Raw genomic sequence first — 18,972 nt, forward strand, 5'->3', positions numbered from 1 at the left:
ACATCATCCTTCCGAGGCCAAAGCCCCTGATCTCCGATGTCCGTCAAAGCGAATCAAGCCCACCCTGGCGACCACGACCACAGACTTCACCTTGCGCGCATCAGCCAGACGACGCAGCAGCCCAACCGCCCGCACCGAAGCGTTCGGCTCCTTCCTGCTCTTGGCCACCGTCCAGGAGGGAGTGGGGCGTGCGCGCCGGGAGCTGATGATCTGCTTCACCGCCGGCGTCGACAGGCCGCGCTCGGTCATCTCGCACTCTTCCAGCGCGAACCACTCCACGCCCCGCGCGAACGCTTCCGTGCCGATCCGGACCCGGCGGTGCGTACCTTCGCTGTCCAGACGGATACGGTGCACGTACCAGCGCCGAACCAGGGTCGCGTCGTCCACCGGCACCGATACGCCCAGCACCGGCTCAACGCCGCCCTCGTCCCACACGGGCTCGACTTCCCGGTCCAGGTGCACACGCAGCCCACGGCTCTGGAACCGGATGTCGAGGACGGAGCCGATCGCGGCTCCATGTGGCCGGGTGAATTGGAAGTCGGCCTGCTCCCCGCAGTCGCGCAGCCAGGATGCGGTCGCGGACTTCACGTACAGGTGGTCAGCGCTGGTCACGCCCCGCGCGCGCCGGCCGCACTCGTGGCCCGCTGCCTCCGAGCCCGGGTGGTGGGCGAAGTGGCAGACCCGGTCGGTGTACAGCTTTGTCGTCAGCTGGACACCGCAGCCGCCGAGGAGCAGCCCGCACCAGAACGTGTCGTGCTCGTGCCTCTGGCGGAAGGCGTCCAGCTCGATCGCCTCCAGCGGCAGCACCAGCGGCTCCTCCGAATCCGCGCCGCCTAGAACCGCCGTCTGTATCTGCCGCCTGTCGCTCCGCACAAACCCCACCCTTCGTCCCAACTAAGGTTTGTCCCGTAAATGATCTTTGAGTCGCCTTGGGCAGGGGTCAGTCGCGGTGTGATCCGCTGGCCTATCCGGCGAGGGCGAGGTTGTGCAGGCGGGCGATGCCGAGCATGGCGTGGTGGACGCCGTCGCCTTTGAGGCGGCAGTCGCGGAGGATCTTCCAGGTCTTCATGCGGGCGAAGACGTGCTCGATGCGGGCGCGGATCTGCTTGTGGGACTTGTTGTGCGCCTGCTTCCAGTCGGGCAGGTCTTCGCCTTTGCGGCGGCGGTGCGGCATGACGAGTCCGGTGCCGGGGTAGCCGCCGTCGGCGATCGTGAGTGTTCTGCCGACGGCGGCTTTGGCGCCGGATTCCTCCCAGGCCTTACAGTCGTTGCGGTTTCCGGCGAGCGGCCGGCCGACCACGACGACCAGGCGGGTGTCGGCGTCGATGACGATCTGGTGGTTGGTGGAGTATCGGTAGTTCTTGGACTGCTCGGCCACGGAGTGGTCGCGGGTGGGCACCAGGGTGCCGTCCACGATCAGCACGGTGTCCTTGGCGAACCGCTTGCGGGGCTGCAGGGCGAGCATCGGCCCGAGGTGGTCGATGATGCGGTCGGCGGCCGACTTCGAGACCCCGAACAGCGGAGCGAGCTGGCGCATCGTCAAGTTCGTGCGCCAGTACGCCGCCACCAGCAGAGCACGGTCCTCCAGAGGAAGGCTCCACTGCCGGCCCTTGCGGACCGCGTCCGCACCCTCGCGCCGCAGCACGGTCACCAGCTTCCCGAAACAGCGCGGGCTCAGCCCAGTGAACGGGGCTATCCAAGACGGCTCCGACGCCGTGATCACACCAGCCACACCAAGATCATCTCACCTGTGACCAGCAGTTACGGGACAAGCCTTAATCGTGCCATCAGGAAAGTTGGTGTCGCAGTTCATCGCGTGATCAAACCGGCGTTCGGAGCTGCGGCAGCCTGAGGAGCAGGACTGCGTTCCGCGCTCTCAGAACGGACCACCCCCGCGTCGGCGGGGAGCACCACGTCGACCGTTCGGAACCAGGACCACGTTCCACCTCGATCCCTCGTACTTCGGTCCGGAGGAGGCCATCGGCTGGGCATTGAGAGCAGAGGAACTACACGGAGAAGGATGCGAGGCACATCCCTCACCCGCGACGTTTCCGATTCACGATATCCGCTCAGGAGCCGACCGCTCAGCTGGCGAGTAGGACCCGCGTCTCCCTGTCCAGCTCAACTCATCCCGGTGACACCACCTACACCGCCCCAGACCGTCCCCGCGAGCCGCCCCTCGCTCGCCTGACCAGCCCAAAACCGAACACCGCCCGGAAGGACACCGGCTGCGGCTTGCTGGACAACCACCCACGATGTCGCAATGGGTGCGATGTCCATGGGCAGCATCGTACGGAGTCCACTGGTTGCGCTTGGACGCTTCGCGTAGTCCTGGCACAAGGTCCGGAGCCCTCCGCTTCCGCACCCGGACGCTTCACCCGGCCGGCGTAGTCCGCCTGGGGCGGCCACAGGCGCCAGGCACGCTCATCGAGGACGCGGCCACGCCACGGTGCGTCAATGCCGGCAGGACGGCCGGACGCGGAGCAGCTCGGTCCGCAGCACGGGTGTGCCGTCGACCGGTGCCGGGTCCTCCGCGGTCGGTTCGATGCCTCCGGCGGCGACTTTGTCGAGTGTCGTCAGGCCGTCGGCGCCGACCGTGCCGAACACCGTGTAGTTCGGTCGCAGCGCGGAGTTGCCGTAAACGACGAAGAACTGTGAGCCGTTCGTGTCCGGACCGGCGTTGGCCATCGCCAGCAGGCCGCGCTCATAGAGGCGGCGCGCGCCGGTCGGATCGGTCGGTGCCGGCGGCAGGTCCACCGGCAGCTCGTCCTTGTACTTGTACCCGGGCCCGCCCTCACCGGTACCGGTCGGGTCGCCGCACTGCAGGACCTTCAGCGTCGGGTACGCCGTCAGACGGTGGCACACCGTACGGTCGTAGAACCCATGCCGTGCCAGGTGCAGGAAACTCTGGACCGTGCACGGCGCCTTGGCCCGGTCCAAGTGCAGCGGGAGCGTGCCCTGGCTGGTCGGAACAGCCATATCAACCGTGCCACGACTGGGGGTGCGCCGCGGGTCAGGCGGCAGCGGAACAGAGCGCGCCGGCGGCTCGTCCGGGGTCTGCGTGTACTGGCAAGGGCCGTGCGTCGTGCGCGGCGGAGCACCGTCGGAAGCGGTGGCGACACTCCCCCCGGACACGACTAACGCCACGGCCGCGAATGCGCTGATCAGTACCCGTTTCATCTCGCACGCCCTCCCGATGATCGCCAAGTCCTGGAGCGGTCGCAGTCTAGTACTGCAACGGTGTTTGCCGTGACGGTTGGGCAGGTCGGTCGTTGGTCAGTTCATGGGTGGGGAACTTGCTGAGGCCCGGTTGTGGGCTGGTGAACTGAAGGCTTTGCATGAGCGTTTCGTGCATCGTTTCTCGAGGTTGGAGCCGCGGGAGTCGGCTCTTGCCTATATGCGGGGGCTGATAGCTCCGCTGGAGCGGAAGAACGGCTGGACGCTTGCGGAGGAGGCCGGGCATGCGGGTCCGGACCGGATCCACCGGCTGCTGAACCGGATCGACTGGAACGCGGACGAGGTCCTGGACGACGTGCGGGCTTACGTCGTCGAGCATCTCGGCGACCCGGATGCGGTGCTGATCGTGGACGACACCGGTTTCCTGAAGAAGGGTGTCCGCTCGGCCGGGGTCCAGCGCCAGTACTCCGGAACCGCCGGTCGGACGGAGAACTCCCAGATCGGGGTGTTCCTCGCCTATGCCGGCGGCCGTGGCCGCACTCTGATCGACCGGCGCCTCTATCTGCCCACGTCATGGACGGATGACCGGGACCGGTGCCGGGCCGCCGGCATCGACGACTCGGTCGCCTTCGAGACGAAGGTGGTGATGGCCAAGGCCATGGTCCACCGGGCGATCGCCGAGAAGATCCCGTTCCGGTGGGTGACCGCCGACGCCGCCTACGGCTTCTCCAAAGGCTGGCGCACGGAGCTGGAGCGGGCGGATGTCTTCCACGTCATGGCCACCACCCGCCACGACACCGTCGTCACCCGCTGGGCCATCGACCACCCCGTCCACGACCTGTTCCCCGCGCTGCCCCGGCAGAAGTGGAAACGCCGTTCCTGCGGGAACGGAGCCCACGGCCCGCGGGTCTACGACTGGGCCAGGGTCGAGGTCCGCCCCTGGCACCGTGAGGACCGACGCCATTGGGTGATCGCCCGGCGAAGTGTCCGCCTGCCGGAGGAGATCTCCTACTACATCGCCTACTGCCCGGCCGAGACCACACTCGACGAGCTCATCCGCATCGCCGGCGCCCGGTGGGCGGTCGAGGAATGCTTCCAGACCGCAAAGCAGGAATGCGGCCTGGACGACTACCAGGTCCGCCGCTACGACGGCTGGCACCGCCACATGACCCTGGCCATGGCCGCCCACGCCTGCCTCACCGTCCTGCGGGCCCGCGAACTCGACACCGGGAAAGCAGAAACGGATCCCCCCAGCTCATACCCCTCACCCTGCCCGAAATCCGACGCCTGATCCACCGTCTCACCCGGCCCCGCCCGGACGTCGACCATGTCCTGCACTGGTCACACTGGCGACGCAGACGCCAGTTCCAGGCACGCGTCAGCCACTACAAACAACGCGGCCACACACCACCAGAAACCAACAAACCGTCACGGCAAACACCGTTGCAGTACTAGGGCGTGGGTTGGTCCGCGGGAATAGCCAACGGCAGGAGGCCGGCCCGGCCGACCCCGAGGTCCTCGCCCTCCAGCTGACGTCCCTGCTCGACGGAGACACTGGCGCTGTGGCGTCGGCCGCACCACAGGCTCCAGACGGCCCTCACGCGGCTCCGCCAGCCACTTCCACACCGTCCGAACCGTCACACCGGCAGCCACCGCCATCACCCGCACATGCAACGACGACACCGACCCCGGCCCCTGATCCACCGCCAACAACCGACGCACCACCACACCCCGCGCCAACCGGCCGTCCTCACCCATACCCACCAGCACAGCCCGGCCCTGGCCGGCCGCACACAGGAACGGCATCCCCATGACAGCCACCCGCCCTGCTGTTATGCAGCCTGTGGCAGCAGCCTGGTCACCCCATGACAGCCAAGATCACAACTCGCACCAGAGAGACCAGGCACGACCCACCCGATCCCTGCTGACGACCAACCAGTGCCACCAACTCACCCATTCACAAAAAGCATGGCGACTGCTCAGTTTCACTGACCGGCGACACCAGCGGATCAGTCAGTGTTGTAGGAGCCGTAGTAGTCGACGATCAGGTCGATATTTTCCCAGCCCTGGTTCCAGTAGGAGATGGCCTTGCCCGGGCGCACCTGAGCGAAGTTTGCGACCGTCTTACCTGCCGTCCAATTCAGAACGGAGGAGATAGGACGAGCCGGCGGGATCGGTGAGCCGTTCCCGGCCTGCTCAGGCTTGCCGGAGTCGGAGGTCACCGAGAGGAAGCCTGCACCGGTCGTGTTGGTGACCGTGGTGTTCAGGACAAAGGCCTCGACGTGTTGGAGGTCCACATCGAAGGACTGCCGGTAGATGTCCCGCGCCGCGAGGGGGTGACCGCTCTCACGGGTGTCGAACAGTCGGCTCGCTTGGTACTGCGGCGGCATGTAGGCGGCACTGCTGTCGGGGGCGTAGTAGCCGTTGACGTCAATGACGACGTCGGTGGGCTGCCAGGATCCGTTGCGGACAACGATCTTGCCGTCGGGGCCCACCGGCACGATGACCGAGTTGGCGACGGTCTGACCGGGGGTGAAGTTCAGGTTCGATGCGGTCGGCGTCTGCTGTCCGCTGGGGTGGACGGTCAGGTGGCCCGCCTCCCGCGGGTTGGTGACCGTGACGTTCAGCGATACGGCGGTGGCACCCTTCGGAACACCGCCTACTCCGCCAATCTGCGTGCTGAAGGAGCCCTGCCCGGCGACCTGACGCTTGGCCGCGCCCTGACCCTCGCGGGTGTCGACGACCCTGGTGGGAGAGAGCGAAACGTAGCCGCTGGACGCCGACTTGGTGAAGTAGCCGGTTATGTCGGCGATCAGGTCGACCGACTCCCAGCCCTCGTTCCACACGTACACGTTCCCGTCCGAGCTGACCGGCAGGATCATCAGGTTCGGCACGGTCTCTCCGGGGCCGTAGTTGATGCTCGACGTGCCCGTGTCCGGCGCACCGCTGCCGACGCCGGTGATGTGGCCGCTGGTGGTGGTGTTGGTGACCGTGACGTTGAGGACCACGGCGGTGACTCCGTCGGGCATCGTGCTGTTGCCCCTGACCCTCACCACGGCCGGCTGCTTCGGAAGGATCTTGCTCTTGTCCGTGCCCGTGCCGTTGCGGGTGTCCAGGAGGCGCAAGGGAGCATGCGGGTTGAAGTCCGAGCCCCACGTCTCTACATCGACCTTGTTGACGGCCTGGGTGCCGCTCGCCGGGTTCGTCACGGTCACTGTAATCGTGTACTTGCCGACCTCGGCATACTTGTGCACCTCACCCACGTAGGTGGAGCCGTCGGATGCGACCGTCTGCTCGCTGCCATCACCCCAGGCGATCGTGACGTTGAGTGGTGCACCCCCGTCTTGGAAGTCGGCACGCAGCACAACCCCGTGCGCGCTGGGAGACCAACTGGTCAGCCGGATCTCAGGGGCCGCTTCTGCGGACGGTGCCACACTGCGGCTCTTGTCCGTGGACGAGACACTGCGGACCGTACGGTTCCCAGGGCCGGTGAACACCTCCCCCGACGTCTTGGCCGAAACCACATCGGCGTCGGGCACCGCGATCCCACCGCGGACGCCAGGTGCAAGCGGATCGGCCGCCTGAGCAAGGCCCGGTATGAGGCCAACGCTGGCCGCGATGGCAGCCATGGAAACCACGAGTCGGCGACGAGACACCGGCCCCCCTTGAGTACTACTTGAACAGGTCAGAAAGCCTGCTCAGAGTACAGACAGGCCACAACACGTCGACCGGTGAAACTGCGCAGCACCCCATCAACCTGCGCAACCGCAGCCCGACCGAAAAACGGCGCAGGCCAGACGGCTGACATGCCCAAACACTGCGCAGATTCAGTGAGCCGCCGCAGCACCAACCCGCTCAACCAACCTGCACAACCCCAGGTCAACAGCCCCACCACTGCTCACCCTCACTGGTCCACGACACCTCGACCTGTGTCGGCTTCTCGACGGCACCCCAGGCGCCCCGGCGATCCCGTCGCAGCGCAAGGCCTGCCGCGAGTACGAGAACCGCGTCAACACCCTCGGTGCCACTATCCGTCAGTGAACCCGCCAGACGCTCAAGATCATCTCGTGGCGGGTTTCTGGCGTATCTGGGTCATGCCCCTTCACCGCCGTTCTCGTACTCGCCGTGCCACGGGGGTTGGCCGCCGCAGAGATCGTGCGGCCGGCCGCGACCGTGCCTCCGGCGGCGTGCCGGTGGAGGCACGGACGATCGCCGAGCCGACTGCTGCTACTCGCCCTTCCAGAAGACGGTGACGACGTTCCAGCCGCCGTCGCCGAGACCGACGAGGACCACCAGCTCGCCGCCGCTGGAAAGCCCGAGCGTGTAGCGCCAGTTCCCGTTCTGCTGGCACGCGGCGTTCTTGGCACCGACCCTGACAACCTTCTGGATGTCGTCCTCGGTCACCCCGCGCTCGTCCATACGGTCGCGGGCGTGCTTGGTGATGCGGTCGTAGGCGCTCGGCGCGACATCCGAGTAGCAGCGGTTGGTCACTTCGTGCCCGCCGCGGATGGGCGGGCCCGCGGTCGTCGTGGCGGCCATCGCGGGGCCGGAGATCCCCATCACGGCAGAGGTGACAAAGCCGAGGGCCAGGAGCCGAAGGCGCTTCGAGGTGTTCACGGTGATTCCCTCTTCCGGGTGCTGTGTGCGCGGCCGGCCGGCCGCTGCGGAAAAGGTGCCAGGCGGCCATCCATGTGTGATCAGCAGAAGATCAACGGTAACCATCGGAGCCCAACCATCGGGGTCAGCAGTCCCAACGGGGCGGTGAGGAGTTTGCACAGCAGCATGCCGCGGGCGGTGCCGAAGCGCCGGACCGTGGGCGTGGCGATGAGCGCTCCTCCGAACGCCCTCGGTTCGCACCGGACACGCCTGGACACCGGCCGGGACCGCGAGGGTCTCTCCGCGCCGGGCACGCTCGGGCACTCCGGGTACACCGAGGTCCGCGAGAAGTTCCGCCGGCCGCCCGGGCACCGCCTCGGCGGAGCGGACCTCGCGCTACCACGACCTCTGCCGGGCTGACCCGGCAGAGGGCTCTGGATGCCTGTGCCCCACCGGGGGGGGAGGGGCACGAGGCGGTCTATGCAGGCCGCTCGACGTGGAGTGCGACCCCGATGCCGACCCAAAAGCCGCGGCCGGCGGTGGTGCTGGCCGCCTGCGGCCAGGCGGCGCGGTGCGCTGCCGTTCCGACATGACGACGCCGTTTGCGACCGGCCCCGACCATCCGGCCTGCGGGATCTGTCCGGCGGCACGGCTCTCTCGCGAAGGATTCGTGGCCTATGACCGTCCCAGTCGCGAGTGCCCGTTCAACGCGGCCGATGGCCACCGGTACACCGCCGACGGCAACCCGGCCTGTGTCCACCCCGACAAGGTCAGGCTGGACCCGGACCGGACTGCCCCTCCGCCGGAGCCGGTCGTCGTGCCTGCGGAACCAGTCGGCGGCGGGACTGTAAAAGAAACGGTGTAACTCCGATCATGGCGGATTGCACCTGTGCCCAGCGAGAACATAGCCACACCGTCCGAGGCGGAGGCCGCGACGGCGGCGTGGATAACCGGTTGCTGAACGAGCTCGTGGCCCGGGTTCAGGCCGAGGGCTTGCAGCTGACGGGTGAGGGTGGGCTGCTTCAGCAGCTGACGAAGCGGCTGTTGGAGTCCGCCCTTGAGGGCGAGATGAGCGACCGTCTCGGCTATGACCGGCACGATCCGGCCGGGAAGAACGGCGGCGACTCGAAGAACGGAAAGCGCTCGAAGACGGTCGTCGCGGACGTCAGCCTGTTGAGATCGACGTGCCGCGGGACCGCGAGGGAGCGTTCGAGCCGCAGATCGTCAAGAAGCGGCGGCGCCGGCTGACCGGTGTCGACGAGATGGTCCTGTCGCTGTCGGCGAAGGGCCTGACGCACGGCGAGATCTCCGCGCATCTGGCCGCGGTCTACGGCGCCGAGGTCTCCAAGCAGACCATCTCCACGATCACCGATTCGGTGATGGAGGGCATGGCCGAATGGCAGGCCCGCCCGCTCGACCGCGTCTACCCGGTCGTGTTCATCGACTGCATCAACAAGCTCAAGCAATGGCGCGGCCTGGCCACCAGATACGACAAGACCGCCACCATCTACCTCGCCGGACTCCACCTCGCCGCCATCTTCATCTGGTCAGCGAGGTGATCCGAAGGAAACCGCCTGGACGGCCTGGTCCCGGCACTGAGCTGACGCCGCCCGAAACCCCCGTCCTCGGGCGGCGTCAGCTCAGTGCCAGGACCGCGAGAGGCCCCCGGTCGTCGGCGGGGGCTCCGGTTTCCCGTCCCCTCACCGACCCTCCGGCGCCCACTCTGCCAAGCCCCGGAGCACCGCGCATTGGCCTGGCGTGCACAGTGTCTTGACGGAGAGTCGCCCCGCCGCCCGCGCCCCGGGGCCCCGGCTCTTGTTGCGCGGGCCGCCACGGCCGGTGTAGACCCATGATCATGCTGCCCGAGAGAACGTTCCGCAGCGCGGAACTAGCGCCCGCCGACCGTTTCGAGAGCTGGCGGGCCCTGATGTCGGAGACGCATGCGCCCATGGAGATGCGCAGTGAGCACGCCGCCGACTTCTGGGTGAACCAGCGCGTCATCTCGCTCGGCGGGATCACGGTCTATCCGATGGAATGCCGTCCCCTGACTTTCCAGCGCACACCGAAGCTGATAGCGAGGTCGGACCCCGAGGCGTTCCACCTCTCGCTGATCAAACGCGGGGCGGGAGCGGTAACGCTGGGCAAGGACACCGTGGTGCATGGTGTGTTCGACATCCACACCAGTGACACGTCACGGCCGTTCGAGATCAGTTCCGGCCCGCATTCCGTCGAGATCATCGGGGTCGAGGTACCCAAGGCGCTGCTGCCGCTGCCCCCGCACACCGCTGGCCGGGTCATCGGCAAGCGCATCTCGGCCCGGGAGGGAATGGGGGCCCTGCTGGCCACCTTCCTCGACCAGGTGACCAAGGACAGCCGGTCCTACCGGCCGGCCGAGGGCCCGCGCCTGAGCGGCGTACTGGCCGATCTCGTCGCCTCGCTCTTCGCCGGCGTCCTCGAAGCGGACCGGTCCTTGACCCCGGAGACGCACCGGCGCGCCTTGGCGCTCCGCGTGATGGCCTTCATCCGGGACAACGCCGACGATCCGCTGCTGGACGTCCCCGCGATCGCCGCCGCCCACCACATCTCCGTCAGCTATCTCCACCGGGTGTTCCAGCAGGAGGGGGACGGGGCGACGGTCGCGGCCTTCCTTCAGGGCCAGCGGCTCGCGCGGGCACGCCAGGACCTGGTGGACCCGCTGCACCAGGAGGTGCCCGTGCACGTCATCGGCGCCCGGCGGGGCTTCCGGCACGCGTCCGCGTTCAGCCGGGCGTTCCGCGAGGCCTACGGCCTGCCGCCCGCGGCCTTCCGCGGGCAGGCCCGGGCGGAAGACCTGGCCGGGACGCCCCTGCGGCCATCAACCTGATGAACGCCGTGGGCAACTTGGCCGTCGTGTCTACCGCAGGCAGGCACAGCGCCGGGTCCTCTACATGGCCACCGAGCCGGTCGTCCGCCAACTGCAGGGCAGCCCGGGCCCGGATGGGTGGTGGGCCGACGGCGTCGCCCAAGAGCTCGGTCTGCTCCCGCAGGGCGAACCCCGCCCGGATGCCGGCAGGCACCTCGGCGTTCGGCCGTTCACCTCCGGGGACGCGGTCGTGGCCCGCCGGGCGGCTGCCGCCCTCACCCGTTCGCCATAAAAGGCCGTTTGATCTGCGGCTTCACGAGAGCACAACCTGGGACACAGAAGCGGGCACACACCTCCGCCCCGGATCCCTCAGCGGATCCGGGGCGGAGGTGTGCGCCGACCGCTCGGCGCCAGGATGGACAGCCGGCGCATGGGCGACCGTGCCGGACCGGAGCCGGTCTACTCCTTGACGGTGTGCCAGACGTCCTTGAAGCCGTCGCCGGTGCGGTCCCCTGGGTTCTTGTCCTTGAAGAAGGTGTACAGCGGCTTGCCCTTGTAGGCCCACTGCATCGAGCCGTCGTCGCGCTTGATCTCCCAGAAGGGGCAGCACCCCAGCCCGGCGACCGTCCTGCGGATGCTCCGGGACCACGACGACCAGATGGCCGCCGACGCCGAGATGCAGACGCAGCCGACCACGCCGTAGGCCTCCAGGCGTGCATCAGCCCCTGTTAGGTCCAATGGGCCCAACAGGGGCTGACGGCCCCGGTCTCCTATCTCTGACCCACGGTGCAAAGTGGCCGGGGAGCTACTTGCTGCTCTCCAACTGCCGGGGGATGCGGGAGTTCGCTCAGTGCCGGGTCGGAGGGGGTGTCCCCCGCCTGTGAGCGGCGGCTGGGTACGCCGTCTCCAGCAGAGGGTGGGGTGTGGAGCGTCAGGGCAGTCGGACGAGCACCCGATGGCTACTCCTCGCGGGCGGTGTTGCCGATGTCTCCGAGAGTGCCGGGGCGTCCGTTGGCGGCGCTGATCGTGCCGATGCCGGACGCGTCGCCGGCCGTGCCTGCGCTGCCGGCGGCTCCTCCGGTGATGGTGGCCTGGTTTGCGTGGGTAACGGTGACGGTGCCCTTGTTGCCGGTTCCGCCGTTGCCGCCGTTGCCGCCGGCGCCTGCGGCGTCCTTGCCAGCGCTGGCGGTTCGGCCGGCCTTGCCGCCGTTGCCCCCGTGGCCGCCTGCCCCGCCGGCGACTGTGATGGTGGCCTCGGGACCGTCTGCCTTGACGGTGCCCTTGTCACTGTTGCCCGTTCCCCCGTTGCCGCCCTGGGTGCCACCACCAGCCCGCCCGTTGGAGTTCGAAGCGTCGGATCCGTCCTCCCCGGTCTTGCCGCGACCGCCGCTTCCTCCCTCGACCAGGAGTTTCCCGGTGGCGGTGATCTTCCCGCTGTTTCCGTTCCCGCCGTCGTGACCGTTCCAGGCCCTGCCGGATGAGCCTGCGCCACCCCTGACGGCTGCGTCGGTGGCGGTGACGGTGCCTGTGTTGCCGATACCGCCGGGGGCGCCTTCGCCGCCCGTCACCACGGACTCGGTGGCGGTGATGGTGCCCGTGTTGCCGATACCGCCGGAGGTGCCTTCGCCTCCGCCGCTGCCGTCGTAGCCCCTGCCCCCGGTCGCCTTGGCGGTGGCCGCGCTGACGGAGCCCGCGTTACCCACACCGCCGGGACTGAAGGCATCGGTGTCACCGCCGGTCGCCTCGACGGTGCCTGCGGTGATCGCACCACCGGAGGCGTTGCCGTCCGCGCCGGCTCCGCCGCGCGCGATCACGGTGCCTCCGGGAACGTCGACCCTGCCCAGGTTGGCCGCCTGACCATCGCCGCCGACCAGCGTGATCTTGCTGCTCTCGCCCTTGATGACGCCCCCCTTGCCGTTGGCGGGCAGAGCGGCGGGGCGAATGGCCTCCGGCACCGCGATCTGCTGCAACTCCTCATCAGAGAATTCGACCAGCCCAGCTCCGCCGACCTTCACGGTCGCGCCGGTGGCCTCGATGGTTCCGCTGTTCGCCGCAGCGTCCCCTGAATCCGCCGTTACGGTGATCTCGTCACCCGTTCCGACCCGCAGGACGCCCGACCCACGGACAGGGGCTTCTCCCTTCACCGTGATGGTGTCCTTGCCCGCCCCGCCGTCGACCGTGCCCCCCACACTGCCCTTGACGGTGATCTCGGCACCGCCATCACCCGCGGCAATCTTGGCCCCTTCGGCGACATTCCCCGTGATGACGAACCTGTCCTTACGGCCCGAACCCTGAAGCTCATTGCCCTTGGCCAAGCCCTCCGTGCACGTGATGACGACCCCTCCACCTTCCACGGCGTACGGCTGCTGAGAACAGCCGCTCGGCAGATTCGCCCCGTCGGCGTGGGCGAAAGGAGCAACGCCCGCAAGCCCACCGACAAGCAGGGCAGCAGTCCCCAGGGCCCGCCCTCCTGCCAGTGCGGCAGCAAGCATCTTGTCCCGGCGTAGTGTCACAGCAGAAACCCTGCGTAGCGGAGCGCATCAACCGCTTCCCGGCCACGCTCCAAGATCACGTACGCGTGATCAACTACGCACCGGGCATGAGGACACGGCCGCCGAGCCGGCCAGGCAAGAGTTCATGTGCGGCATGTGGCGAGACCGCCTCATTGGCCCGGCTCAACGGCGGAACAAGCTGGTCCAGCAGGGTGGAGGGTTGGGGCGGACGAGCGCTTCATCCGCACCCTGGCCGGTCCTGCCGACCCGCGGGGGAGGACCGGCAGTGATGGGTACGCCGAGCGGGACAACAGGTCCTACTTCCCCAAGTCCTCCGCCGGCACCTTCACCACGTCGGCCACATAGTCGACCGCGGCCTGCGGGAACTCAGGAATCCGAGCGGCTCCGTGCCGCGAAATTCCCGCCCGGCGGACGATCCGGCCGTAACCGAGATGGCATGGACCCCGTGCCCGGCCACGCCCCCTTCCTGCCTCCCCCCGCAGCTCGACCAGCTCCTGGTCATACGCCGCTGGCTCGAGCTCACGCTCGCCCGCGTCGACGAAAAGATCACCGCCGTCCGCTACGAGAACGTCGAGATGAACCGGCGCCGCCCACCCTTGCCCCCTCCCCAACCGGAGTGGTGGATCGAGTACGGCGCCCGCGGCGCCCCGGCTCCGCTACCCGCACCACCCCGACCGGCTGTCCGGCTCCTGGAGCAGGTGATGCCGCGCCCGAGGAAGAAGCGCCGCCGCCGCGAGGTGAACCGGGTGCCCCGTTGTGACGCGGCGCTGCCCGAGTACGACCGCAGCACGCTGCCCGAGGGGCTCGTCACCAGGCGCCAGTTACGGGAGACGGGCCTGAGCCCCGGTGGCGACGAGGGCCCGGTCGCGATCCTGCGCTGCAAGCTGTGCGCGCCCCGGCCCCAGTGGTCGTGCACGCACGCCACCCGCGGTTAACCTGCTCCGGGTCGACCTGGCGAAGCCCAAACGGACGCCGACGCTCGCACAGGAGAGGTCCCTCGACCAGGCGATGGCGGCCCGGCAGACATGCGGCGAATGCGGGAGGCGGTTCTACATCTGCCTCCAGGCTGCCGTATTGCATTCGATGCAACATCCGCCGCGTTGGGCCGGGTCGCTGACCTGCAGGTGGAGTTCACGTTAGCGCTGCGCTGGCGTCTGGTCCTGCGGTCCTGACCAGGCCCCCGTTACCAACTCAACGATGTTGCGTTAGATGCATCGTGAGCGTGGTTGATGAACTGCCCGGGGCCGCGCATCTGGTCCTGGCTGACGGAGTCGTGCACCTGGATCCAGAACCTGCGGTTCTGGAAGCGATGCTGGAGGGGTGGGCGCGACAGCAGCGCACGCGATTCCTGAACTTCGAGTCGACGATCCGTCCCAGAATCTTGTTGGTTCGGAGGCTGGCTGCCTTCACGAATGAGTACCCGTGGCAGTGGGCGCCAGGGGAGGTGGAGGCCTTCTTCGATCACCTGCGGACACGCCGTCCGGGCAGGCCCCTAACGGTGTCGACAGCCCGGAACTACCAGAATGATCTACGGCTGTTCTTCGACTACGTCACCGACACCCGGTATGGATGGCCGGCCACGTGCAGGGAACGTTTCGGACGGGCTCCGGTTCAGGTCCTGCACGAATGGAACACCGTCACCCACACCAGTGGATACGAGGGGGCCGCGGAGCGCCGGCCTCTCACGTACGACGAAGTGCAGGATCTCTTCGACGCGGCGGACGGCCGTGTCGAAGAGATCCGAAAGCGTCGACGCAAGGGCTCGCTCGCCGCCCTTCGGGACGCCATGGTCTTGAAGGCGGTCTACGCCTACGGCCTGCGGCGCCAGGAAGCATGCGGCCTGGACCTGTGTGACCTGCGACGGAATCCGAAGGTCACTGCCTACGGCCGTTTCGGGGCAGTCTTCGTCCGCTACGGCAAGGCGTCCAAGGGAGGGCCGCCCAAACGCCGCACTGTTCTGACCGTTCCAGAGATGGACTGGATCGTCGAAGTTCTCGACCAGTACGTCACCGAGGTCCGCCCGGCCTTCCTGCCGGGCAAGCATCCGGCGTTCTGGATCACCGAGCGGCGGGGACGGATGTCCTTGCGGCGGCTCAACGACGCCTTCGAATCGGCTCGCCGGTCAGCCGACCTGCCGGAGGAGCTGGATCTGCACTCCCTGCGGCATAGCTACGTGACGCATCTGATCGAGTTCGGTTATCCGGAGAAGTTCGTCCAGGACCAGGTCGGCCACGCGTACGCCAGCACCACGGCCATCTACAGCCACGTCTCGGACGAGTACCGAAACCGGCTCCTGCTGAGCTCGCTGCAGGCCCGGCATGGCGACCTTTGGGAGCAGTAAACATGATCCGGAAGATGGGCATCGCCTGGCAGCTGAGGATCCGGATGGCGGAGAAAGGCATGTTCCAGACCACAGACCTTGTCCCACTGCTGGCCGAACGTGGCGTTCACCTGTCGCGCGAGCAGGTTTTTCGTCTCGTGACCCAGACCCCGCAGAGACTCTCCATGGACACGCTTGCCGCGCTGTGCGACATCCTCGTGTGCGAACCGAACGATCTGATCCAAGTCGAAGTCGCCAACGCCGAGCTACGCAAGGCCGCCGGCGAGCAGACGCCGGTCAGGCCGCAGACGCGCCGCACCACGGTCCGGCGCCCGGGGACGACATGACCGCCCCGCTCCGTACCGACGAGGCGCGTCGCCGGGTGGTCGCCCACCTGACCTCACAGCTCGTGGGAGTGACCAGCGAGCAGGCACTGGAGGTGCTTGAGCACGCGAAGATCACAGACCGTTCCTGCGTCAGCCTGACCCGCCATTTCGAGCAGCACGCAGACGCCCTGATGAATCCAGGACCGACTCCTCCAGCGACCCTCGTGCGTCTCGCCCATGCCCTGGTGGCAGCCGGGCACGGGATGGTCGCTTTGCCGGCGTGCACCGGCTGCGGAAAGACCTCGCCCTACCTCACGCACCGCATTGCAGCTGGACGTTGCTGTTCGAGCTGTTCCTACCGAGTTCGGCCGACGAAGACCTGTGCGGGTTGCGGGCGGCAGATGCGGATCAACGCCGTGGGACCGAGCGGGCCCCTCTGCGGCACCTGCTACGGCAAACACGCGGCCACGGAATGTGGACAGTGCGGACGCGTACGTCGTGCATGCTGGCGTATGCCTGACGGCAGTGTCCGCTACCAGGGATGCCATGAGCGCCCCGAGTACACATGTGTCGGCTGCGGAACCCAGGCCGCTGCTCAGGCCCTCTCGGCAGACGGCCCCGTCTGCCGGCGGTGCTATAAGCAGCCCAAGCGCCCTTGCGGAGAATGCGGAGAGATTCGCATCATCAACAAGCGCGCCGGCCGGGACACCCCGGACCTGTGCTCCACCTGCTACCGCCCACCTCCCGTTGCCTGCTCCGCCTGCGGACGGATCCGACCCTGTGCTCAGAAACGGGCAGGCAAACCACTCTGCCAAGGCTGCTATCCCCGTCCTACACGCAAGTGCATTCGCTGCTCTCGCGACCGCCCAGTCCATACCGGCTGGCCCATGGGCCCGGTGTGTAAGACCTGCTACGCGGCGATCCGCAACCACCCCAGCGCCTGCCATCAGTGCGGACAGCACCGTCCGCTCATCGGCGTCACCTTCGAAGGCCACGGCATCTGCGGACCCTGCGCAGGAACCGATCTCACCTATGCGTGCCAGCGGTGCGGCGTGAACGACAAGCTTCACCGCAGTCACCTGTGCACCCGCTGCTTCGCAACGAAGCAGCTGGGCACAGCGCTTGGCGCGGATGGCGCCACCATTCCCTTTGCAAGACCTGCACACGGCTCTCGCGGCTGCCGGACGCCCACGTCGGGTACTGCACTGGCTGACCCGCAGCGGCGTTGCTGCCCTCCTGTCACAGCTGGCGGCCTGCGAGGAACAGCTCACCCACCAGCAGCTGGAGGACCTGCCCAACACGCCGTCCACCCGCTACATCCGCGACGTCCTCGTCGCCGCCGCCGTATTGCCAGTGAGGGATGAACGCCTGGAGGGCCTGCCCCGCTGGGCAGACGCTCTTCTGAGCCATGCACCCGCACACCACCGACACCTCGCCACCCCCTTTACACACTGGTACCTGCTTCACCGCATCCGGCGGGCACACCGGGACCGGCCCCTGCGAGTCAGCACCGAGAGCGTGATGCGATCCAAACTGCGCCGGGCATTGGAACTGCTCGGCTGGCTCGACGAAACCGGCATCAGCCTCGGGCAGCTCACGCAGTCAGCACTCGAAGGGTGGCTGGAGCAAGGACCTGCCAACCGGCGGGACGTGCGAGCGTTCATCACCTGGGCCCGGAGTCGCCGCCTCATCGGAGACCTCACCATCCCCCTGGCAGCCGTTCCCGCACCCAGCATCTTCACCACAGAAGGGGAACAGGCAGACCAACTGCACCGGTGTCTGACCGACGACGCCATGCCCATCGACGTCCGCACGGCCGGCGCGCTAACGCTTCTGTTCGGGCTCCAGCCCACCAGACTGCTCGAACTCACGGTGCACGACCTGGTAGACGGCGAAACATCCGCAGCCCTCAATCTCGACGGCCATCGGATTCCACTGCCGCCCAAGGTCGCTCGGCTGGTCCGCGCGCTAAGAGACCGATGCCAAGAACGCTGGCAGCTCGACCAGACGGCCAGCACCATCCCCTGGCTGTTCCCCGGGCAGGAGCCCGCGCGCCCCCTCGGAGCTATTTACCTCAGCCTGAAACTCCGGCAGCACGGGATCACACCCCGTGCCGGCCGCAACAGCGCCCGCCTCGCCCTGACCGCCGACCTGCCGGCATCCGTCCTCGCCGATTTCACCGGAACCAGCATCAGCAACGCCACCCGATGGACCGGATACGCCAGACGCGACTGGTTCGACTACATCGCATCCCGTACGCAGATCTGACCGCTCCGTCATTTCGCTTCGGCGCATTCGTCCAGTTTACCGACCGTCGAACTTGCCGTGTTGCCTCTGAGCTGGGGTTATGCGTCGCGTAGGCGTCAGTGACGTGGTGGGGGTTGGGCGGTCCCGCCGGGCGGAGTCCGGCGGGACCGCCTGGCACGAGGGTCAGCCCTCAGACAGTGTCCCGCTCACGGTGTTGTAGCTCAGTACCTCGTCCTTGCCGAAGTCCGGGTTGACGGGCTGCACGTGGAATTGCTGGGTGGGGACGTTGGCTGTGATGTGGACGCTGCTTCTTGCGTCGTCCATGCGAGATTGGATGGCGGGTGTGGTGCCGGCGACAGACGTGGTGTCGGTGGTCACCAGGGCGTAGGCCCGGGCGAGTTCTTCCAGGGCCTTGGATGCCTGGCCCGGGAACTTGTCCGTGGCGTTCTGGGCTTCCTGGCCGATGGCCCGCAGCAGCGCGTCGCGGGCGTCTGCGACGGCGGGCAGCTCCGTCACGCTCATTACGATCGGGATCTGCTGGATACCCTCGCCGGCGGTCGCTTCGGCGGATTCTTCGGGGCTGGCTGAGGTCATGCGATGGTTCCGTCCTCGTTGGCGGTGATGCATGGTGTCGCGTGCCAAGCGAAGCGGACCGACTACGGAGAGCGAAAGAGCCAAATCGGGCCACTCGATCTGGCCAACAGTCGATTCCTGCTGTCCCAAGAGCTGGGCTTCGAAGGTCGGCGATGCGCTTGTCCGCGAAGCGGAGGTTGGAACGGGCACCTTCGGCGACAACCTACGTGCCTCGTCATGCACACCCGCACATCTATGGCTCCTGCGGCGACTTGGCGCCGGAATACCGCGCCTACGGAACAAGCGCACTCCGCCAATACAGGACCTCGTTATCACGGAGGTGTGGATGACCGCGGCTCTCGAAGTGACGTGCGGGAC

At 67.8% G+C, this 18,972-nt stretch carries 15 protein-coding genes and 2 pseudogenes; 9 read left to right on the top strand and 8 right to left on the bottom strand.

The genetic code is table 11. From position 1 onward, the window contains the following. Window positions 1-3: 3 nt before the first annotated feature. From OG509_RS40070 to OG509_RS40080, 3 genes are all read right to left on the bottom strand, one after another. Window positions 4-807: a hypothetical protein gene (locus tag OG509_RS40070; RefSeq protein WP_331741679.1), complete on the bottom strand. Its 804-nt coding sequence runs from the start codon at window positions 805-807 to the stop codon at window positions 4-6. Window positions 808-964: 157 nt separating this feature from the next. Next, the gene (locus tag OG509_RS40075; RefSeq protein WP_331741681.1) at window positions 965-1,732 is read right to left on the bottom strand and encodes a transposase; all 768 of its coding nucleotides are present in this window, start codon (window positions 1,730-1,732) and stop codon (window positions 965-967) included. A 722-nt stretch (window positions 1,733-2,454) separates the two neighbouring features. Continuing rightward, window positions 2,455-3,180, bottom strand: a complete 726-nt coding sequence (locus OG509_RS40080; protein ID WP_331742743.1) for a peptidylprolyl isomerase — start codon at window positions 3,178-3,180, stop codon at window positions 2,455-2,457. Between the two features lie 103 nt (window positions 3,181-3,283). Between OG509_RS40080 and OG509_RS40085 the strand changes: the two genes are divergently transcribed. Beyond that, window positions 3,284-4,468: an IS701 family transposase gene (locus OG509_RS40085; protein WP_331741684.1), complete on the top strand. Its 1,185-nt coding sequence runs from the start codon at window positions 3,284-3,286 to the stop codon at window positions 4,466-4,468. 718 nt (window positions 4,469-5,186) lie between these two features. Here the strand turns inward: OG509_RS40085 and OG509_RS40090 are convergent. Both OG509_RS40090 and OG509_RS40095 read right to left on the bottom strand, forming a co-directional pair. Next, window positions 5,187-6,611 carry a PKD domain-containing protein gene (locus tag OG509_RS40090; RefSeq protein ID WP_406187876.1) on the bottom strand — a complete coding sequence of 475 codons (1,425 nt, stop codon included), beginning with the start codon at window positions 6,609-6,611 and terminating at the stop codon, window positions 5,187-5,189. A gap of 793 nt (window positions 6,612-7,404) precedes the next feature. Then, the gene (locus tag OG509_RS40095) at window positions 7,405-7,794 is read right to left on the bottom strand and encodes a DUF4258 domain-containing protein (protein WP_331741690.1); all 390 of its coding nucleotides are present in this window, start codon (window positions 7,792-7,794) and stop codon (window positions 7,405-7,407) included. A 207-nt stretch (window positions 7,795-8,001) separates the two neighbouring features. On the opposite strand from OG509_RS40095, the gene OG509_RS40100 reads away from it, so the two are divergent. The 4 genes and pseudogenes from OG509_RS40100 to OG509_RS40115 all read left to right on the top strand — a co-directional run bounded on the left by OG509_RS40100 (window position 8,002) and on the right by OG509_RS40115 (window position 10,907). After that, window positions 8,002-8,193 carry a hypothetical protein gene (locus OG509_RS40100; RefSeq protein WP_331741692.1) on the top strand — a complete coding sequence of 64 codons (192 nt, stop codon included), beginning with the start codon at window positions 8,002-8,004 and terminating at the stop codon, window positions 8,191-8,193. A gap of 453 nt (window positions 8,194-8,646) precedes the next feature. Next, window positions 8,647-9,224, top strand: a pseudogene (locus tag OG509_RS40105) (transposase); the annotation flags it as partial. 404 nt (window positions 9,225-9,628) lie between these two features. After that, entirely contained in the window at window positions 9,629-10,636 is a 1,008-nt protein-coding gene (locus OG509_RS40110; RefSeq protein ID WP_406187877.1) for an AraC family transcriptional regulator, read from the top strand. 64 nt (window positions 10,637-10,700) lie between these two features. Continuing rightward, the gene (locus OG509_RS40115; protein ID WP_406187878.1) at window positions 10,701-10,907 is read left to right on the top strand and encodes a hypothetical protein; all 207 of its coding nucleotides are present in this window, start codon (window positions 10,701-10,703) and stop codon (window positions 10,905-10,907) included. A 167-nt stretch (window positions 10,908-11,074) separates the two neighbouring features. Here the strand turns inward: OG509_RS40115 and OG509_RS40120 are convergent. Then, window positions 11,075-11,206, bottom strand: a pseudogene (locus OG509_RS40120) (hypothetical protein); the annotation flags it as partial. A 368-nt stretch (window positions 11,207-11,574) separates the two neighbouring features. Beyond that, the gene (locus tag OG509_RS40125; protein WP_406187879.1) at window positions 11,575-13,107 is read right to left on the bottom strand and encodes a hypothetical protein; all 1,533 of its coding nucleotides are present in this window, start codon (window positions 13,105-13,107) and stop codon (window positions 11,575-11,577) included. A 452-nt stretch (window positions 13,108-13,559) separates the two neighbouring features. Here OG509_RS40125 and OG509_RS40130 point away from each other — a divergent pair, with 452 nt between their 5' ends. The 4 genes from OG509_RS40130 to OG509_RS40145 all read left to right on the top strand — a co-directional run bounded on the left by OG509_RS40130 (window position 13,560) and on the right by OG509_RS40145 (window position 18,042). Further along, window positions 13,560-14,063: a hypothetical protein gene (locus OG509_RS40130; protein ID WP_406187880.1), complete on the top strand. Its 504-nt coding sequence runs from the start codon at window positions 13,560-13,562 to the stop codon at window positions 14,061-14,063. 281 nt (window positions 14,064-14,344) lie between these two features. Continuing rightward, window positions 14,345-15,469: a tyrosine-type recombinase/integrase gene (locus OG509_RS40135; protein WP_331741703.1), complete on the top strand. Its 1,125-nt coding sequence runs from the start codon at window positions 14,345-14,347 to the stop codon at window positions 15,467-15,469. Between the two features lie 2 nt (window positions 15,470-15,471). Further along, entirely contained in the window at window positions 15,472-15,795 is a 324-nt protein-coding gene (locus OG509_RS40140) for a helix-turn-helix transcriptional regulator (RefSeq protein ID WP_331741706.1), read from the top strand. A 1,128-nt stretch (window positions 15,796-16,923) separates the two neighbouring features. Further along, the gene (locus tag OG509_RS40145; protein WP_331741709.1) at window positions 16,924-18,042 is read left to right on the top strand and encodes a hypothetical protein; all 1,119 of its coding nucleotides are present in this window, start codon (window positions 16,924-16,926) and stop codon (window positions 18,040-18,042) included. A 162-nt stretch (window positions 18,043-18,204) separates the two neighbouring features. On the opposite strand, the gene OG509_RS40150 is transcribed toward OG509_RS40145, so the two are convergent. Then, complete coding sequence (locus tag OG509_RS40150) at window positions 18,205-18,615, bottom strand: hypothetical protein (RefSeq protein WP_406187881.1); 411 nt, start codon at window positions 18,613-18,615, stop codon at window positions 18,205-18,207. Between the last annotated feature and the right edge of the window lie 357 nt (window positions 18,616-18,972).

Source organism: Streptomyces sp. NBC_01006, assembly GCF_045162725.1.
GTDB lineage: Bacteria > Actinomycetota > Actinomycetes > Streptomycetales > Streptomycetaceae > Streptomyces.

Coding starts and splice junctions, on each gene's coding strand:
- OG509_RS40080 (WP_331742743.1), bottom strand. CDS start 3,180: ATGAAACGGGTACTGATCAGCGCATTCGCGGCCGTGGCGTTAGTCGTG.
- OG509_RS40085 (WP_331741684.1), top strand. CDS start 3,284: ATGGGTGGGGAACTTGCTGAGGCCCGGTTGTGGGCTGGTGAACTGAAG.
- OG509_RS40100 (WP_331741692.1), top strand. CDS start 8,002: ATGAGCGCTCCTCCGAACGCCCTCGGTTCGCACCGGACACGCCTGGAC.
- OG509_RS40110 (WP_406187877.1), top strand. CDS start 9,629: ATGCTGCCCGAGAGAACGTTCCGCAGCGCGGAACTAGCGCCCGCCGAC.
- OG509_RS40115 (WP_406187878.1), top strand. CDS start 10,701: ATGGCCACCGAGCCGGTCGTCCGCCAACTGCAGGGCAGCCCGGGCCCG.
- OG509_RS40125 (WP_406187879.1), bottom strand. CDS start 13,107: ATGCTTGCTGCCGCACTGGCAGGAGGGCGGGCCCTGGGGACTGCTGCC.
- OG509_RS40130 (WP_406187880.1), top strand. CDS start 13,560: ATGGCATGGACCCCGTGCCCGGCCACGCCCCCTTCCTGCCTCCCCCCG.
- OG509_RS40140 (WP_331741706.1), top strand. CDS start 15,472: ATGATCCGGAAGATGGGCATCGCCTGGCAGCTGAGGATCCGGATGGCG.
- OG509_RS40150 (WP_406187881.1), bottom strand. CDS start 18,615: ATGACCTCAGCCAGCCCCGAAGAATCCGCCGAAGCGACCGCCGGCGAG.